Below are 16,844 nucleotides of genomic sequence, written 5' to 3' on the forward strand. Positions count from 1 at the left end.
GCGCGAAGGCTGGAAGACGAATTGGCCCGATCAGGGCCAAACCTCAGATTTCGCGAGAGGGGGCTCGGTAAGGTGAGTGCCCACGGAACCGTGCCCCTCTCCAAGAAAATCCGAAGTTTAGGCCGCTTGCGCGCGCCTAATCCTTCGATTTTCCGTCCTCCCCTGCTTGGGTGGAGGTGAAGCGTGCCGCTCCTAGAGTTCCTCAAATCCCAACCGCCTTGCGCAGCGCCGCATTCAGCCGCCCCTGCCAGCCTTTGCCGGTCTCGCGGAATTTGGTGATGACGTCTTCATCGAGCCTGAGCGTAATCTGCTTTTTCGGATGCGCCACCGCTGGACGCCCGCGCGAACGGCGGTGGTCCTCCATTGCCTTGAAGAACGCAGGCGGCAAGACCTCCTGTGCGGGGCGCATACGCGCCAGTTCCTCGTCGCTGAGTTCCGGAAACTCGACAGCGTCCCAGTCTTCACGGTCATAACCGCGTCCGGTCTCAAACGTGTTCAGGATCGTCTTTTTGGTGGCCATGGAAGCCTCCTTCTTTCCTTGTCGCTTGCCGGGCGAAAGCTGATGATCGATATGGCTTCCGATCCGAGAAGGGCGAAGATCACGGCTGCCGTCCCGTCACGGAAATATCCGATCGCCTTCAGCCGTCGCCGGCCATCCGCATCTGGCCTGCCGTCTTCGACAACGGCATTCTCCCAATCGAGTTCGCTGACGTCGGCGAAGTCGAAGCCGTGCTTTTCCAGGTTGGCACGCCGTTTGGGCTCATCCCAGATGATCTTCATAATTAAATGTAGCTACATTTAATCGCGATATCAAGACGGGCGCGTCGATACGCTTGAGCGCAAAAACCCGCCGGCCTCTCGACCGACGGGTTCATAACTCCCTGAGCGAACCGCCCTGCCCTCAGCTGCGCGGCTTCAAATTCTCCGGATCATAGAGCGGCTTGTAACCCACCGCCGCGACCTCGACCGGGAAGCTCTCGGCGAAGTATTCCACGGTCAGCTTCCGCCCCACCTCGCAATACTCCGCCGGCAGATAGGCCAGCGCGATGTTCTTGCCGATGGTCGGGCCGAAGGCGACCGAGGTGGTGTAGGAGCGACGGCCGAGGCTGTCGATCAGGACTTCGCCGGTGGCGGGATCGACGACCGGCATGGAGCCGACGGGGTAGCGGGCGACGCCCTTCGAGTCGACATTGTCGGTCATGACGAGCGTGCAGAGCATGGCCGGCTGCTTGTCTCGGGCCTTGTATTCGAGATGCTTGGCCTTGCCGCGGAAATCGGCTTCCTTGACCTTCGGACGGGCCAGATCGGCTTCGATCAGGTTGTACTGGGTCAGGAGATCGGCGTTCTGCAGGCGCAGGCTCTTTTCCATGCGGCGCGAGTTTGCATAGGTCTCGACGCCGAAGGCCATGACGCCGGTGGCGCGCAGCGCATCCCAGACGGCGAGGCCGTCTTCGTATTTCATGTGCAGTTCCCAGCCCTGCTCGCCGACATAGGAGATGCGGAAGGCGGTGACGTGCTTGCCGGCAATCTCGATCGGCTTGATCGCGGCGAAGGGGAAATTGTCAGGATCGAGACCGCCGGGATCGGCAACGGCCTTTTTCAGCGTGGCGCGGGCATTCGGGCCCCAGATGCCGATGGTGATGTATTTTTCCGAGGTGTCGGTGATGGTGACATCGAGGCCGCGATCTTCCGCCACGCGCTTCATGTAATAGAGGTCGCGCGGGCCGGCGTCGGCACCGTTGACCAGGCGGCAGCGGTCGGCCATGCGGAAGACGGTGAAGTCGGCGCGCACCATGCCCTCGTCGTCGAGGAAGTGGGTGTAGATGCCCTTGCCGATATTCGCGTCACCGCCAATCTTGGCGGCGCAGAGCCATTCGAGCAGTTCGACATGGTCAGGACCTTCGATGTCGACCATGTGGAAGTGGCTGAGGTTGACGATGCCACAATCCTCGCTCATCGCCAGATGTTCGGCATTCGAAACGCGCCAGAAGTGCCTGTTATCCCATTCGTTTTCACGAACCGGAACGCGATCGCCATACTTTTCCAGAAGGTGCTCGTTGGCGGCATAGCCATGCGCACGCTCCCAGCCGCCGAGTTCCATGAAATAGCCACCGAGCTCGACTTCGCGCTCATACATCGGCGAGCGCTTGACATTGCGGCCCGAGGCATAGGGCTCGCGGGTGTGCACGGCGGGGAAATAGATCTTCTGGGCGGCTTCGTAGCAGCGGCCCTCGATGAACTTCTCTTCCAGCTGATGTGGATAGAAACGGGCGTAATCGATCGAGGAATGATCGATTTCCGTGCGGCCATCGGTCATCCAGTCGGCGATCAGCTTGCCGTAGCCGGGGCCGTCCTTGACCCAGATGGCGACGCAATACCAGAGGCCGCGCACCTTCTGGCTTTCGCCGCATGACGGGCCGCCGGCAGCGGAGACCTGAAGGAGGCCGTTGAAGCTATGGCTCTCGTTATAGCCGAGTTCGCCGAGGATCGGGGTGAGTTCCATGGCGCGCTCGAGCGGCTCGAGGATCTGCTCCATGTCGAGGTCGCGCTGCGAGGGCGAAAGGCGCGCCTCGTGCTTTTCGAGGAGCTCGCGCGGATGGCACATGCGCGGATTGTGCTGCTCGTAATAACCCCATTCGATCTGGCCGCCCTCGGTGGTCTTCGGGTCACCGGTGTCGCGCATATAGGCGGAATTGCCCTGGTCGCGCAGCAGCGGATAGCCGATTTCCTTACCCGTGCCTTCGAACTCGTTATACGGACCGAAGAAGGTCAGCGGATGGTCGACCGGCATGACGGGCAGGTCTTCGCCGACCATTTCGGCAATCAGGCGGCCCCAGAGGCCGGCGCAGACGATGACGTGATCGGCCATGATCGTGCCGCGATGGGTGACGACGCCCTTGATGCGGCCACCCTCGACGATGAGGGACTTGGCCGGCGTATTGCCGAACATCTTGAGCTTGCCGGACTTTTCCGCCGCATCGACGAGCTTGCCGGCAACGGTCTGGGAGCGCGGGATAACAAGGCCGGCATCGGGATCGAACATGCCGCCCATGACCTGATCTTCCTCGATCAGCGGGAAGAGCTTCTTGATTTCGGCGGGCGAGACGTAATGGGCGCGGGTGCCGAAGGCGCGGGCGGACGACAGCTTGCGCTTGATCTCTTCCATCCAGGTGTCGTCGCCGGTGCGGGCGACTTCCAGACCGCCGATGCGGGCGTAGTGGCCCATCTTCTCGTAGAAATCGATCGAATACTGGGTGGTCCAGACCGAGAGATAGTCGTGGGACGTGGTGTAGCAGAAGTCAGACGCATGCGCCGTGGAGCCGATATCTGTGGGTATGCCCGACTTGTCGATGCCGACGATGTCGTCCCAGCCGCGCTCGATGAGATGATGCGCGATCGATGCGCCGACGATGCCGCCTAGACCGATGATGACGACTTTCGCCTTGGTCGGAAACTCTGCCATAGCCTTGTGAACCCTGATGTCTGGGAGTGGATGATGTGGCTTCGATCTTAAAAGCCCGGTCGCGGCATTTGCAGCCTGTCTGCGACATTCTGCAAGAGACCCACGACCACTGTCCACGCCCTCATCCGCCCGATCGCGCCGATTGGGCGGTCCGCCCTGTCGCAGAGAGAATGAAAAAGGGCGCCGGCATGAGCCGACGCCCTCCGACGTATGCGGATCGTACCGCATTTGCGTCATCTCATGTGGCGATCGGCAGGATCAGGTGCCGATGACACCGTTGTCTTCGCCGTCCCAGTATTCGAGCCTTTCGGCATGCACCTTGATCAGCACGATCCCGGGCGTCTCGATGCCCTCGGGGAACCAGCGGTCGAGATCCTTGGTCCAGTGCGCCTCAAAGGCACTTTTGTCGGCAACCAGGCTCGCGCGCCCCTCGACGGCGACGAAGATGCCGGGCTTGCCGAGCAGGCTGGGCGCTGCGGTGAAGGTCAGCGAGACGGCGGGATCGGCCGTCAGGTCGCGCACCTTTCGGGTGTCCATGTAGGAGAAGAAGAAGCTGTCGCCGTCATAGTCGACATCGCCGTTGTTGCTCATCGGCCGGCTGACGATGGCGCCGAATTCGGATTTGGTAAGCATCATGCAGAAGTCGATCTTCTGCATCTTCTTGGAGAGTTCGGGAAGGGTAAGCGTCATGGCAGCCTCTCTGGTTGATGTCTCGCGGGAGAAGGGCTGGCGGCTGCGAATGTTCCGGCCGGAACGACCGATGCGGACGGCGCCCTGCGATCACGGGGAAATCGCCAATCCGACGTGGAACGCCACCTTGCCGCCTATCTTCAGCCTCAGTTGGATCAATCTTTGCCGATAGGCGTTGTTCCACGCTGCCTCGAGAAGCCGAAAACGGCCGTTCCGCACCAGGCAGCCGAACATGGAAGGAGAATTGCCATGAAGAAAATGCTCATCCTGAGCCTCGCCGCCCTGCCCGTCCTCACCTCGGCCGGCATCACCGCAGCCGCCGACATGACGGCTGCCGCCCCTGCCCCCGCCGTGATCGAAAGCGACCGTGTCGGCGGCGTGCGCATCGGTTACCTCGACTGCCAGATCGGTGGCGGCATCGGCTACGTCCTGGGCTCGGCCAAGACGGCTGACTGCACCTTCGCCTCCGTCATCGACGGCGAGCCGCTCGATACCTATAGCGGTTCGATCAAGAAGTTCGGCGTAGACCTCGGCTTCACCACGCAGAGCCGCGTGATCTGGGCGGTCTTCGCGCCCACCGCCGGCTACCACAAGGGCTCGCTCGGCGGCCTCTATGGCGGCGCAACCGCAGAAGCGACAGTCGGTGCGGGTGTTGGCGCCAACGTGCTGTTCGGCGGCACCTCCGGCTCGATCCACCTGCAGCCGGTCAGCGTCTCCGGCCAGATCGGCCTCAACATCGCCGCCACCGGCACCTCGATGACGCTGCAGCCGTCGATCTGATCGGTAGCGTCAGCGGACGGACGAAAGGCGCCTCGCAAGGGGCGCCTTTTTTTGATAGTACCCAACACCTGATCACTCAGCCAAGTTGATACCCCCCTCTGTCCTGCCGGACATCTCCCCCACAAGGGGGGAGACTGGCTAGTCCGCTGGCCCTTCGCTCCCCATTGGTACTCATGACAGGGAGGCGGCATACGCGACGCTCCGCTCTCCCCCCTTGTGGGGGGAGATGTCACGCAGTGACAGAGGGGGGTACCTTGGGCACTCACCCCTCCGCCTCCAGGAACCCGCCCGACTGGCGCGCCCAGAGGCCGGCATAATGGCCGCCGAGGTCGAGCAGCTCGGCATGCGTCCCCTGCTCCACGATGCGGCCCTTGTCGAGAATGACCAGCCTGTCCATGGCGGCGATCGTCGAGAGCCGGTGGGCGATGGCAATCACCGTACGGTCCTGCATCAGGCCTTCGAGACTGGTCTGGATGGCCTGCTCGACTTCACTGTCGAGCGCCGAGGTCGCCTCATCGAGGATCAGGATCGGCGCGTTCTTGAGGATGACGCGAGCGATCGCGATGCGCTGGCGCTGGCCGCCGGAGAGTTTTACGCCGCGCTCGCCGACATGGGCGTCGAAGCCGGAACGGCCGTTCCAGTCGGTGAGCTGTTCGATGAACTCGAGCGCATGCGCCTGCCGCGCCGCCTCGATCACCTTGGCCCTCGAGGCCGAGCGGCGGCCATAGGCGATGTTGTCATGGATCGAACGGTGCAGCAGCGAAGTATCCTGGGTAACCACGGAGATATGCCGCCGGATGCTTTCCTGCGTGGCCATCGCAATGTCCTGCCCATCGATGGTGATGCGGCCGGATTCGAGATCGTAGAAGCGCAGGAGCAGGTTCATCAGCGTCGACTTGCCGGCACCGGAGCGGCCGACCAGCCCGATGCGTTCGCCGGGTTTGATGTCGAGCGTGAGGTTCTCGATGATCCCGCCCTTGCGGCCATAATGGAACGAGACATTGTCGAAGCGGATCGCACCCTGGCTCACGACGAGCGGGCGCGCCGCCGGCTTGTCGATCAAACCGATCGGCTTGGCGATCGTGTCCATCGCCTCATGCACCGTGCCGACCTGATCGGAGATCTGGGTGATTTCCTGGGCGACACGCGCCGATGTACCGGAGATCTGCAGCGTCATCGGCAGGACCATGGCGACGACATCGATGCCCACGGCACCGCTCACCCAGAGCTGGACGGCAACCCAGGTCGTGCCGGCGATCAACAGGCCGGAGAGCAGGGTGAGCCCGATCGAAAACAAGGACAGCCAGCGATGCTGGATGATCATCCGGTCGGTATGTTTGTCGACGCTCTCGCGGACAAAGGCATCCTCCTCTTCCGGCCGGGCGAACAGCTTGACCGTCATGATGTTCGTATAACTGTCGACGATGCGGCCGACCATTTCCGAGCGCGCATAGGCAATCGCCTTCGAGCCGCGCCGGATCCGCGGCACGATCAGGATGAGAAAACCGATATAGGCAAGCGTCCAGAGCGCCACCGGCAGCACCAGCCACCAGCTGGCAGCCGCCAGAAAGGCCGAGGTGATGATGCCAAGCGCCGCCAGATACCAGACGACCGAGATGATCGAGACGACGGAGCTTCGAAGCGTATGGCCGATTTCCAGAATGCGCGACCCGATCCGGCCGGCGAAATCGTTTTGGAAGAAGGAGATGTTCTGGCGGATGACATGCCAGTGGCTCTGCCAGCGCACCATATTGGTCACTCCCGGCGCAATCGACTGATTGAGCACCAGCGCCTGCAGCAGGGCAACAAGCGGGCGGATGACGAGCACCAGCAGCATCAGCCCGAAGATCAGGCCGGACGCCTCATCGAAGATCTGCTCCTTCGGCGTCGAGGTCAGCACCTCGACCAGCCGGCCCATCAGCACCGGGATCGCCGCATCGGCGATGGCGACCAGAAGGCTTGCGAGGAGAAGGGCGATGAACAACCCCTTCGCCTGTCGCACGAAGAACCAGTAGAAGCTGAGCAGGCCATCCGGCGGATCACCCGGTGTCTCGCGGGCGGTGGGAACGATGATGGTCTCGAAATAGCGCAGCATGAAAATTCCAGTAAAGTGGAGAGCGGAACGGCAGCGATCCTCGGAACTGAGCGCCATAAGACTCGGGAGTAAGAATACGCCCACCTGCAACCTTCAATTCGTCGAATTCTGGGCAAGTCGCAGAGGAAATCAGTGGCGACTGAAATGATATCGAAAGATTGACGAACACAACCAAAGGCAGCACAAATCGAACTCGGCAGCCAATGTGTGCCAAGGCGGGCCATGCGCTGGGGCAGTTGGCCGCGGCTTGAAATCTATATCACGGAGTAATATAGATTATGCCGATTGTTGTGGTGAAGACGCTTGAGTTCGACGCATGGGCTCGCGAATACAGCGTGACCGAGACCGCGCTGAAGCGGGCGGCTGAGGAGATTGAGGCAGGGCTGATCGACGCGAGGCTGGGCGGCTTCCTCGTCAAGAAGCGGATCGCAGCAGCCGGCCGCGGCAAGAGAGGTGGTTATCGTGTCATACTCGGTTACCGCCAAGGCGATAGGCTGATCTTCATTCATGGCTTCGCCAAGAACGAGATCGAAGCAATCACAAAGCGTGAAACGCAAGCTCTTAGGAAACTTTGCGAAATCTACATGCAGGCTGATGCTGAGGTTTTCGGCCGGATGATCGCAAAGAAGCTGCTATTGGAGGTCGGTCTCGATGAGCAAGATACTTGAAAACGTCCATAGCTCGGCCACCCGCCTGCACGAAGCAGGATTCGTTGACGACATTACCATGCGAGAATTTGATGCCCTGTGCCTGCCTGAACTGCGAGATTACTCGCCGGAAGACATCCGGAGCATCCGCAACGCCAACAAGGTCAGCCAGGCCGTCTTCGCGCGATATCTGAACGTTCGCAAAGTCACCGTTGCCGCCTGGGAGCAAGGAACAAAAAAGCCAAGCGGTACGGCGACCAAGATCCTCGACATTGTCGAGCGCAAGGGGCTGGATATCCTGCGCTGATCAGCAGCACCCCTCGCCCTCACGTTCCGCAGAACGTCCGCGTCACCCGCTCCTCGGGCTTCGGAGGAAGCCGCAGGTCGGCGGTGTCGGGGTCTTCGGCATAGGGTGTCGCAAGCGCATCGACGAGGCGATGGAAGAAGGAGAAGTCGTTGTAGACGGCAGCGGCAATCGCTTCCTCGATGCGGTGATTGCGCGGGATGAGCGCCGGATTGACGGCTTCCATCGCGGCCTGACGCTCGGCGGGCGTGCGGCCATCTTCGATCCGGGCCCGCCAGCGCGTCAGCCAGTCGGAGAGGCCGGGCGGCGGGACGGTGAAAGGCTCAAGCAGGGTCTCGACGGCCGCACCGCCGGCAACCTTCGACAGCGTTCTGAATGTCAGCGTGAAATCCGCCTCTCCCTGGTGCATGATCTCCAGCAAATCACTGACCAGGACCCGATCGTCATCCCCCTCCCCGGTCAGGCCGAGCTTCGCCTTGAAGAGATCAAGCCATTCGGCCTGGAAGACGTCGCCGAAATCCTTGAGCACCCCGTTGGCCGCTTCGAGGGCCTTGTCTTCGTCTTCGGCCAGCAGCGGCAGCAGGCATTCGGCAAGACGGGCGATGTTCCACTGGCCGATGCCGGGTTGATTGGCATAGGCATAACGCCCACGCTGGTCGATCGAGGAGAAGACCTTGCGCGGGTCGTATTCGTCGAGGAAGGCGCAGGGGCCGAAATCGATGGTTTCACCCGAGATCGCCATGTTGTCGGTGTTCATCACGCCATGGATGAAACCGACCGACAGCCAGCGGGCGATCAGTCTTGCCTGCCGCTCGGCGACCAGCGCAAGCATCGCGAGATACGGATTTTCCGCCTGGCGCGCCTCAGGATAGTGCCGGTCTATGACGTGGTCGGCGAGCCTCTGGACCGCCTCCTCGTCTCCCTGAGCAGCAAAAAACTGGAAGGTGCCGACGCGGATATGGCTGGCCGCGACACGGGTGAAGACCGCTCCGGGAAGCACCGTTTCGCGGATCACCTGCTCGCCGGTCGCAACAGCAGCAAGCGCCCGGGTGGCCGGCACGCCGAGCGCGGCGAAGGCTTCCGAGACGATGTATTCGCGCAGCACCGGGCCAAGGGCTGCCATGCCATCGCCGTTACGCGAGAAGGCCGTCGGACCTGAGCCCTTGAGCTGGATGTCACGACGCTTGCCTTGGCGGTCGATGACCTCGCCGAGCAGCAGCGCGCGTCCGTCACCGAGCTGCGGATTGAAATGCCCGAACTGATGGCCTGCATAGGCCTGCGCCAGTGGCTCGGCACCCACCGGGATGACCTGGCCGGACAACAGCTGGGCAATCCGTTCCTCGGTTACCCCCTCGACATCAAGACCAAGCGCCTCGGCCAGCGCCAAGTTGAAGCGGATCAGCATCGGTGCTCGGGCGGTGGCGGGACGCGCCGGCCGGTGAAAGCTCTGCGGCAGGCGGGCGTAGGTGTTATCGAAGGAAAACAAGAAGGCACTCCTTGTCCGACGGGTGCCGGATCTTGAACTTGCTGTCTCGAGATATGGGATCTTCCGCCCGGCGAGACAAGCCGAACCAAGCATCACCCCAAGGGTTCCGGCGGTTGCATGGCCTGCCGCTCAAGGGCCGAGGGGGCACAGGGCAGTTCGGGCGCATCAAGTCCGGCAAACGGATCGGACCAGGCAGGCAGGGCTTCGAGCCGCCGATACCAGGCGCTGAGCGCCGGAAAATCGTCAAGCGGCAATCCGGCCACATCGTTGTAGGGCAAAAAGCAAGCCATACGGAAATCCGCATAGGAGAGACCGCTTTCGAGGAGGAAGTCGCGCTGCGCGAACTCGGCATCGAGAACGTCTGCGTGGCGGCGGAAGCCCTTCAGCCCCCTGGCCACAGCCGCCTCATCGACCGGTCCCAGCCCGTAGCGCTGTTTTGTACCATATTCGAAATGCACCTCATCGCAGCTCTGGACGAAGTTTGCCTTGCCCCAACTCAGCCAGCGGATCATGTCCGGCTCGTCATCATCCGTTCGCCAGAAGAGAGTGCCTGATGACCGGGACAGCCGGCAGGCGATGGCATCCGCCTCCCAGAGACTGCGCCGCCCCTGCTCTTCCAGAATGGGTATGGAGAGGCTGGGATTGAGTGGCCGGTAGCGCTCGGCCTGGCCCGGCGCGAAGGGAGAGGCGAAGACGAACTCGACCGGTGCAACGAGATGGCGCGCCACCGCCACGGCGAGCCGCGGGTTGGGATTGCGGCTGTAATGCAGTTTCATCATGGTGTTCCGCAGCTCCCCCGATGCCTCCGACCATAGGGAGCCACGGATTGGAGTGGCGGTCCAGCCCGATCCGCGGACAAGACCAGGATTGGCCCGGGATCCCGACGAGACAAGCTCCGCATCATCTTGCCGGGCATGCGCTGGACGCATTACTACAGGAAAGCTGAACACCCACGCGTCTTGCGAGAACCATCATGCGCCCCGTGCGACACCTGATCGCCGCTTGCCTCCTGCCGCTTCCGCTGCTTGCCGCCTGCACGACAACGGAAGACGCCAACCGCGCCCTGCAATCGCGCTGGATCGGCCAGCCTGTGGAACGCTTCTTTGCCGCCTACGGCCCGCCGATCGGCGAATATCCCTTGTCATCGGGCAAGATCTATACCTGGCGCGGCGGCGACAAGACCCGCTACATTCCGCCGACCTATTCCAATCCCGAGCCGGCAAGCGTCACCGTCCGCACGGATACCCGGACCGACGGCGCCGGCAACACGGTGGTGACCGAGACGCGGGTCGTCACCCGGGATCCGTTCTGGGAGCCGGAAATGATCACCCCGCCACGCTACCAACAACTCTACTGCGAGTTGAAGATCAACACCGATGGAACCGGCATGATCACCGCGATCCGCGCCAGCAATGATACCGACGGCGACGGCTTCAGCCTGTCGCGCTGCGCGGAGGTGCTCGACGTCCAAGGGTGAAGAAGGGAAAGCGACCAAGGAATCATGGCGCGGACATCCGTTGAGCCGGCCGGAACAGCGAGATGGCTCGCTTCAGGCTGCCCCCTTCCGAACCGCAAAGCCATGCAAGGAGGCGCCGAGAAGGCGCCACCTCTTGATCCGGGCCCATGGCCCTCAATTGGTCGAAGCGACCTCTGTCGTTTCGGCCCGATCGTCCTGCGAAGCCTTGGGCAGATAGACGTCGCACGCGCCCTTGTGACCGGTCAATTCCTTGACAAGATCATAGGTGGCATCGGCCAGTGTCCAGCGAACGGCGGCCTGCAGCCCCTCTTGCGACTTCGAGCCGATCTTGATGTCGAACAATTCGTCGGAGAAGAAGCGGAAGACGGAAGCGAAGACTTCGCGTCCGACGGCCTGTTTCGAATAGGACTTGGCCTTGACGATGCGCGTCGTCTTCGTGTCGGTGACGCGGATATCGACGGCCGCCGTCACGGCGAAACGTCGGGCTCCACCGCCACCGCCACCCACGGTTGCTTCGATGCCGCCGGAATAGGTGTTGAAGTCGAGCTGCGTGATCACGCCATCGATGACATAATCGGAGCCGCGCAGCGCGCCCTTGACGAGAGGCCGGAACGGCAGGCTTTCGTCACCGACAACAACATTGCCACCATCACCCAGGATCTGTTCCCGGGCACGGGCGATTTCCCACTCGGAAACGGCGGTGTTCGACCGGTTGACCTGCTTCACGCCGGCCTTCTGCAGCAGTGACACCATCATGCCCGCGCTGTCGCGCGGCAAATAGTTGCCGGATTCTTCGGACGAATAGCGGCCCGTCTGGTCGGTGATCACATGCACGGCGAACATGCGCGGATAACGTTTAACCTCGGGAGTCTTGCTCAGGCATTCGAGCGCCGCGTCGACCGGCGTGCGCGTGGCAATCGGAACAGGCCCGAGGAAAGGCTCTTTCGGTGCCTTTTCGGCCGTCTGCGACTGGCATGCGGCGAGCATCAGAACGGGAGCAAGCAGGAGGCTGCGAAATTTTCGAGAAGTCATGCCCCAAGCCTCAATTGTTCAGGATCGAGTTGTTGCTGCTGGTCTGGCTGATCGACTGACCACCGGTATTTGTCTGGCTGGTCGTTATCGTGTTTCCGGATCCACTGATCGTTATGGTTGTCGAATTGCCCGTTTGCTGGGTTCCGAGGCCGGCGGACGATCCGACGCCCGTCGCGGGAAACTTGCGCTGCAGCTCGAGGCGGGTGCGTTCAAGGTTGAGAAGGACCTGTCGCTCGTTGGCAGTGCGGAACTGATAGGGCCGATCCTCACCGAGCCCGTTTGCGACGGCAGCGGAAGGATATATAAGCCCAAGCGCAATTGCCACGGCGGCATTTCGAGAATTCTTCATAAAACCCCCATAATTCTATAGGTCACGTATCTCATTTCACTCAATAACTGTCGGCTGGGATAGCACTAAAGCCATCTAGAGACAGCCGAAATTTACATAAAAAACAAATGGGCGGAGAACTCGTATCGCGCTCGTTGCTCAAAGACAACACATTTGAATAACAACATGTCCGCGAATCACGCTACTAGACAGTAGAAGATGAATGAAGCAAGACTGTTTAAATGACAAGCGACTGTATAGGCGATTGCGATGCATAAATTAGCATATACGACATTTGCGATGCTGCTTACAGCAGGGCCAGCCGTGTCCCAGACCAACGCGGTTGAGGATATGGTTCGAGCCATGGTGGAGCTGAAGCGGACCGGTGCGACATGCGAACCCTATGTCCGGGGCTCGCCGCTCACCGTCATGAGCGGCATCGACGCTTATTTCACGACTCTCAACCAGCCCGTGCCGAATACCGTGGATCAGCGGACGAAGGACAGCATCGGCAAACTGATCAAGCAGCACGCTGCCTATATCTGCTCGACGAAACTGGAAAAGGCGCAGACCAACTACCTTCGTGCCGCTGCGGCCTATATGCAGACCAAGCAGGAAAAATGGCCCGACGCGCCATGGATCGAGTTTCCGCAATGGTGCCAGGATCCGGCCTGCGCGGATTACTGACGCCAAAGCGGCAGACCTAATCGAAACGGCCGGCATGCCCGCGCCGTTCGATCAGCGCTCGATTACGACCGCATTGGCGGTCTGGGACACCGTGCCGGCATTGGCCCCCTGGACCGTCTGGCCATACTCGGCCGACTGAAGCACCTCGACCACCTGTGGCGTACCGTCCGGCAGGGTCTTCTTCAAGACGATCACATTGACATAGTTGTTCGAATTCTGGGTGATATTCGGCGAGGTGATCGTCTGCGTCAAACCGTCGAGCGTGACCTGCTCGACCCGGTTGTTGACGATCTGCCGGCCATTGCTGGATGTCTGGCGCAGATAGCCGATGTTCTCGGCTTCGATGTAATTGGCGATGTTCGTGCCATTCTGGCTGATCGATCCCCAGCGGCTCCCATCCTGCAGCGTCACGACATTGTTGACGACCTGATCGCCGGAGAAGTCGCGGATCACCTCATTGACATTGCGCGCGACGATGATGTTGCCGAGATTGGTGCCTTCCTGGACAATCGCACCGCCGCCGCCGGCCCCGGTTACGTGCAGTCGGTTGTCGACGATCTGTTCGGCCTGCTTGGTAAAATTCTGAGAACTCAGCGCCACCGACTGCTGCGAATAGACGAGGTTCATGGTGTTGGTGCCAGTCTGCCTCAGGGTCCCCGGCAGATCCGGCAGAACAAGATGGTTCTTCGCATGCTGCACGGAACCATTCGCAAAATACTGCTCGACATTGCCGATATCGCCCCCAATCACGGCATTGCCCGTGTTTGAAGCTTCCTGCTCGATCGAGTCCAGCGCCGACACGGCATTCAGCACGATCTCGTTGACGGAGAACTGCTTGCCCTCGAAATCCTGCCGCACGCTGTTGAGTGGCCGACCACGGACGTCGATCACATTGCCGGCATTGCTTGCGATCTGCTGCGCGGTGCTTGCCACGGATACATTGGACCAGCCGAGCATCTGGCGCGCATCCTGACGGCCGCCAAAGGACTGAACGACCTGAGCAGACCGGGGAACCGTCTGCGACGGGATCAGCTCAAGCGGCTCCGCGACGGAATGTCCGGGCCACGCAACAGCGACCCCGCACGCTGCGGCAAAGAAAACTCGATAACTCCGGGACATAGAAATACGCACCTTGGCTCTTCATGAGCCAGGCCTCCACACATTCTGCGTCAGAAGAGGAAGGGCCAGGCTGATGAGAGCCTGGCCCCAAGCTCGGTTAGTTCAGGTCACCGACCGAGTTGGCGACGTTGGTCGCACGCTGGACAACCTTGTCAACCGTGCCATTGGCATCGATCAGGTTGGAAGCGCTCTGCGAGACGAGAGCAACCTGATCGAGTTCGAGATTGCCGCCGATGGTGCCGATCGACACCAGGTTCGTCGCATTGACGGCTGTCTGCTCGAAGTCCCAGATCTTCGACGAGGAGCCGACGGAGTCGGCAACGTTGCGAGCCTTCTGAGTCACGTCAGAGAACTGAGCAAGCGTTGTCGTGATCACCGGAGCAGATACGCTGTTGGCGACGTTGGTTGCACTCTGGGTCGAGGGAACCACGACGTTATTGACCTTGGCATTCCCGTCGATCCATTTCTTGAACTCGATCGTGTTCAGGGCCGTCTGGTCGCCGATGGCCGTCTGGTAAACCTTACCAAGGCCTGCTCCGTCCTTGCCGGAGGTGATCAGGTTGGCAGCATTGACCGCTTCCTGCGCGACGTCTTCGGCCGTCAGGGCAACCTTGATCTCGTTGGATGCATACTGATCAAGATATGCCTTCTGCTTGGCCAAGTCGAGCAACTTGTTGAAGGGGCCAGGGCCGAGCTTGCCGAGCGAGATGGAGTTGGCGACGTTGGTCGCGCTCTGCTTCACGGTATCGATGACGGCGCCATTGCGGTACAGGCCCGACCACCCGCCCCAGTTCCAGCCAGAGTCGATCTTGTTGATTGCCGTCTGCTCGCCATAGGACTTCTGCGTGATCCGGTCGATAGCACCGGCATCAACCGCGATCGTCACCAGGTTTGCTGCATTGACCGCGGTCTGATTGACGGTATCGGCGAGATCCGCAGACTTGATCTTGTTCATGGCGAACTGGTCGCCATAGGAATTCTGCTTGATCTTCTCGAGATTAGCCGCGCTGCTCGGCTTGATCGCATCACCGATGCTGATGGAGTTTGCAACATTCGTGGCTGACTGGGTGGCACCCACGACATCGACCTTCCCGAATTTCGGCGATTCGATGCTGTTCACGGCGATCTGCTTGACCATCGACTTCTGGTAGACGGCGGTCAGATCACCGGCATTAAGCTTGGATACCAGGTTGGCAGCGTTCACGGCTTCCTGGGTGACGCCAGTTGCCTTGCTGACATCTTCGATCTTGTTCAGTGCCTTCTGGATGCCCACCGCGAACTGACTGATATCGGCGTCGATATCCGTTGCGAATGCCGACGTGGAAGTCATCAGCGCCAATACTGAGGCTGCGAATACGCTTTTCATGGTCTCTCTCCTCTGTTTTACCTATCGCCCCGATTTCTTTCTGTACTCAACCACCTCAGTCAGAGATTAGGCTGTACAAGACAACAGAGCTTCTTATCCGCCAGACTATTCTGGAGAATCTCGTATGTATTAGACAAATCAAAACACACTTCCGCCGAGGGGCGGAAGTCGATTGGTGACGGACTATTTCGAACTTCAACAATGACCGGGCGACCAGTTGCCACCGTAAGACGCTACTAGGCATATTATTTTATTTTAATATAAGCAGCACAATACTGAGAGCACGCAGATAACTCGGCACTTGTGATGAAATCACATTTCATTTGCTTCCGTCAATACTTTATTAACACAAAATTAATGATGATTAATGACAGAAATAGGAGACTGAATTCGGGTTACGAATCAGCAGGTTGATTACCGAAGGTTGCAAAGGCGACAGTTGGTTCGCAAAAACACCCCAAATTTGGCCTGGCGGCTGACGACGAATTTGGCGGCAGGATCCGCGCCGGCGGACAAGGCGAGCTGCAGCTCAAGTATTTTTCACGTTATTACTTCGGGCCCTGACAGCGCTCCCACGGACATCCGTCAGTCGACGTGGATTTTGCTCCGCGTTTGTCGTGGACATCCGCAACCGGGTTACGCTAGGTTCGCTGATGGTTTAAGGGGACGATCGGCGGGACCGAATTCCGGCCGCCTTGAGTCGACCAAAGAGAGGGACGAAGAAGACATGTTGAAACGCCTTTCACTCACCGCTGCCCTGATGACGCTGGCGGCAAGCCCGGCCCTGGCCCATCTCGATCCGGCCGGACACGGCTCGCTGATGGCCGGTATCTCCCACCCGCTTTTCGGCGCCGACCACATCCTGGCCATGGTCGCCGTGGGTGTCTGGGCAAGCCAGATCGGCGGGCGGGCATTTGTTGCGGTTCCGGCCGCCTTCGTCTCGATGATGGCTGTCGGCTTCGCTCTTGCCGTCGCTGGCGTCTCGCTGCCCTTCGTTGAGCCTGCAATCCTCGCGTCCGTGATCGGGCTCGGCCTTCTGGTCGCCGCCGCCGTCCGGCTGCCGGTCGCAGCCTCGGCTGCCGTCGTCGGCATCTTCGCCCTCTTCCACGGCCATGCCCATGGCGGCGAACTTGGCTCGGCGGGTGCCCTTTCCTTCGGCCTCGGCTTCCTGATCGCCACCGCCGCGCTGCATGGCGCAGGCATTGCGCTGGGCCTGGGCGTCACCCGCTTCGGGCCGGCGGTTGCCCGCATGCTCGGCCTTGCCACCGTTGCCGGCGGCGCTCTGATCGCCTTCGGCTGAACACGCCGGGAACCTCATGCAGACGGCGGCTTTCGGGCCGCCGTTTTTGTCTGGAAGTCGCGCGCCGCTG

Annotated in this window: 17 protein-coding genes; 6 read left to right on the forward strand and 11 right to left on the reverse strand. The window is 60.9% G+C overall.

Annotated elements, in window-relative coordinates; translation table 11 throughout:
• Nucleotides 1–202 precede the first annotated feature (202 nt).
• The 4 genes from H6M51_RS15995 to H6M51_RS16010 all read right to left on the reverse strand — a co-directional run bounded on the left by H6M51_RS15995 (nt 203) and on the right by H6M51_RS16010 (nt 4,153).
• The gene (locus H6M51_RS15995) at nt 203–520 is read right to left on the reverse strand and encodes a BrnA antitoxin family protein (protein ID WP_185810814.1); all 318 of its coding nucleotides are present in this window, start codon (nt 518–520) and stop codon (nt 203–205) included.
• Nucleotides 496–780 carry a BrnT family toxin gene (locus tag H6M51_RS16000; RefSeq protein WP_185810815.1) on the reverse strand — a complete coding sequence of 95 codons (285 nt, stop codon included), beginning with the start codon at nt 778–780 and terminating at the stop codon, nt 496–498. The genes H6M51_RS15995 and H6M51_RS16000 overlap by 25 nt, the downstream gene beginning before the upstream one ends.
• A 121-nt stretch (nt 781–901) precedes the next feature.
• Entirely contained in the window at nt 902–3,463 is a 2,562-nt protein-coding gene (locus tag H6M51_RS16005) for an FAD-dependent oxidoreductase (protein ID WP_185810816.1), read from the reverse strand.
• A 258-nt stretch (nt 3,464–3,721) separates the two neighbouring features.
• Complete coding sequence (locus H6M51_RS16010) at nt 3,722–4,153, reverse strand: pyridoxamine 5'-phosphate oxidase family protein (protein WP_185810817.1); 432 nt, start codon at nt 4,151–4,153, stop codon at nt 3,722–3,724.
• 249 nt (nt 4,154–4,402) lie between these two features.
• Here H6M51_RS16010 and H6M51_RS16015 point away from each other — a divergent pair, with 249 nt between their 5' ends.
• The gene (locus H6M51_RS16015; RefSeq protein WP_185810818.1) at nt 4,403–4,933 is read left to right on the forward strand and encodes a DUF992 domain-containing protein; all 531 of its coding nucleotides are present in this window, start codon (nt 4,403–4,405) and stop codon (nt 4,931–4,933) included.
• A 262-nt stretch (nt 4,934–5,195) separates the two neighbouring features.
• Here H6M51_RS16015 and H6M51_RS16020 read toward each other — a convergent pair whose 3' ends face one another.
• Nucleotides 5,196–7,028, reverse strand: a complete 1,833-nt coding sequence (locus H6M51_RS16020) for an ABC transporter ATP-binding protein (protein WP_185810819.1) — start codon at nt 7,026–7,028, stop codon at nt 5,196–5,198.
• Nucleotides 7,029–7,306: 278 nt separating this feature from the next.
• Here H6M51_RS16020 and H6M51_RS16025 point away from each other — a divergent pair, with 278 nt between their 5' ends.
• Entirely contained in the window at nt 7,307–7,696 is a 390-nt protein-coding gene (locus H6M51_RS16025; protein ID WP_185810820.1) for a type II toxin-antitoxin system RelE/ParE family toxin, read from the forward strand.
• Entirely contained in the window at nt 7,680–7,982 is a 303-nt protein-coding gene (locus H6M51_RS16030; protein WP_185810821.1) for a DNA-binding transcriptional regulator, read from the forward strand. The genes H6M51_RS16025 and H6M51_RS16030 overlap by 17 nt, the downstream gene beginning before the upstream one ends.
• A gap of 19 nt (nt 7,983–8,001) precedes the next feature.
• Here the strand turns inward: H6M51_RS16030 and H6M51_RS16035 are convergent, their stop codons facing one another.
• Together H6M51_RS16035 and H6M51_RS16040 are read right to left on the reverse strand one after the other, a co-directional pair.
• Nucleotides 8,002–9,465 carry a YdiU family protein gene (locus H6M51_RS16035; RefSeq protein ID WP_246780539.1) on the reverse strand — a complete coding sequence of 488 codons (1,464 nt, stop codon included), beginning with the start codon at nt 9,463–9,465 and terminating at the stop codon, nt 8,002–8,004.
• Between the two features lie 92 nt (nt 9,466–9,557).
• Nucleotides 9,558–10,241 carry a glutathione S-transferase family protein gene (locus H6M51_RS16040; RefSeq protein ID WP_185810823.1) on the reverse strand — a complete coding sequence of 228 codons (684 nt, stop codon included), beginning with the start codon at nt 10,239–10,241 and terminating at the stop codon, nt 9,558–9,560.
• A 197-nt stretch (nt 10,242–10,438) separates the two neighbouring features.
• On the opposite strand from H6M51_RS16040, the gene H6M51_RS16045 reads away from it, so the two are divergent.
• On the forward strand, nt 10,439–10,942 hold the full coding sequence (locus tag H6M51_RS16045) for a hypothetical protein (protein WP_185810824.1): 504 nt from the start codon (nt 10,439–10,441) through the stop codon (nt 10,940–10,942).
• A 153-nt stretch (nt 10,943–11,095) separates the two neighbouring features.
• Here the strand turns inward: H6M51_RS16045 and H6M51_RS16050 are convergent, their stop codons facing one another.
• On the reverse strand, nt 11,096–11,974 hold the full coding sequence (locus tag H6M51_RS16050) for a CsgG/HfaB family protein (protein WP_185810825.1): 879 nt from the start codon (nt 11,972–11,974) through the stop codon (nt 11,096–11,098).
• Nucleotides 11,975–11,984: 10 nt separating this feature from the next.
• Nucleotides 11,985–12,323 (reverse strand): hypothetical protein, encoded by a 339-nt coding sequence (locus H6M51_RS16055; RefSeq protein ID WP_185810826.1) that lies wholly within the window; start codon nt 12,321–12,323, stop codon nt 11,985–11,987.
• Between the two features lie 303 nt (nt 12,324–12,626).
• Between H6M51_RS16055 and H6M51_RS16060 the strand changes: the two genes are divergently transcribed.
• Nucleotides 12,627–12,989 carry a hypothetical protein gene (locus tag H6M51_RS16060; protein ID WP_185810827.1) on the forward strand — a complete coding sequence of 121 codons (363 nt, stop codon included), beginning with the start codon at nt 12,627–12,629 and terminating at the stop codon, nt 12,987–12,989.
• A 51-nt stretch (nt 12,990–13,040) separates the two neighbouring features.
• Here the strand turns inward: H6M51_RS16060 and H6M51_RS16065 are convergent, their stop codons facing one another.
• Both H6M51_RS16065 and H6M51_RS16070 read right to left on the reverse strand, forming a co-directional pair.
• Entirely contained in the window at nt 13,041–13,946 is a 906-nt protein-coding gene (locus H6M51_RS16065) for a hypothetical protein (protein WP_185810828.1), read from the reverse strand.
• A gap of 259 nt (nt 13,947–14,205) precedes the next feature.
• Complete coding sequence (locus H6M51_RS16070) at nt 14,206–15,474, reverse strand: hypothetical protein (RefSeq protein ID WP_185810829.1); 1,269 nt, start codon at nt 15,472–15,474, stop codon at nt 14,206–14,208.
• A 727-nt stretch (nt 15,475–16,201) separates the two neighbouring features.
• Here H6M51_RS16070 and H6M51_RS16075 point away from each other — a divergent pair.
• Complete coding sequence (locus tag H6M51_RS16075) at nt 16,202–16,774, forward strand: HupE/UreJ family protein (RefSeq protein ID WP_185810830.1); 573 nt, start codon at nt 16,202–16,204, stop codon at nt 16,772–16,774.
• The last annotated feature ends 70 nt before the right edge of the window (nt 16,775–16,844 follow it).

The organism is Rhizobium sp. AQ_MP (assembly GCF_014237835.1).
Lineage (GTDB): Bacteria > Pseudomonadota > Alphaproteobacteria > Rhizobiales > Rhizobiaceae > Allorhizobium.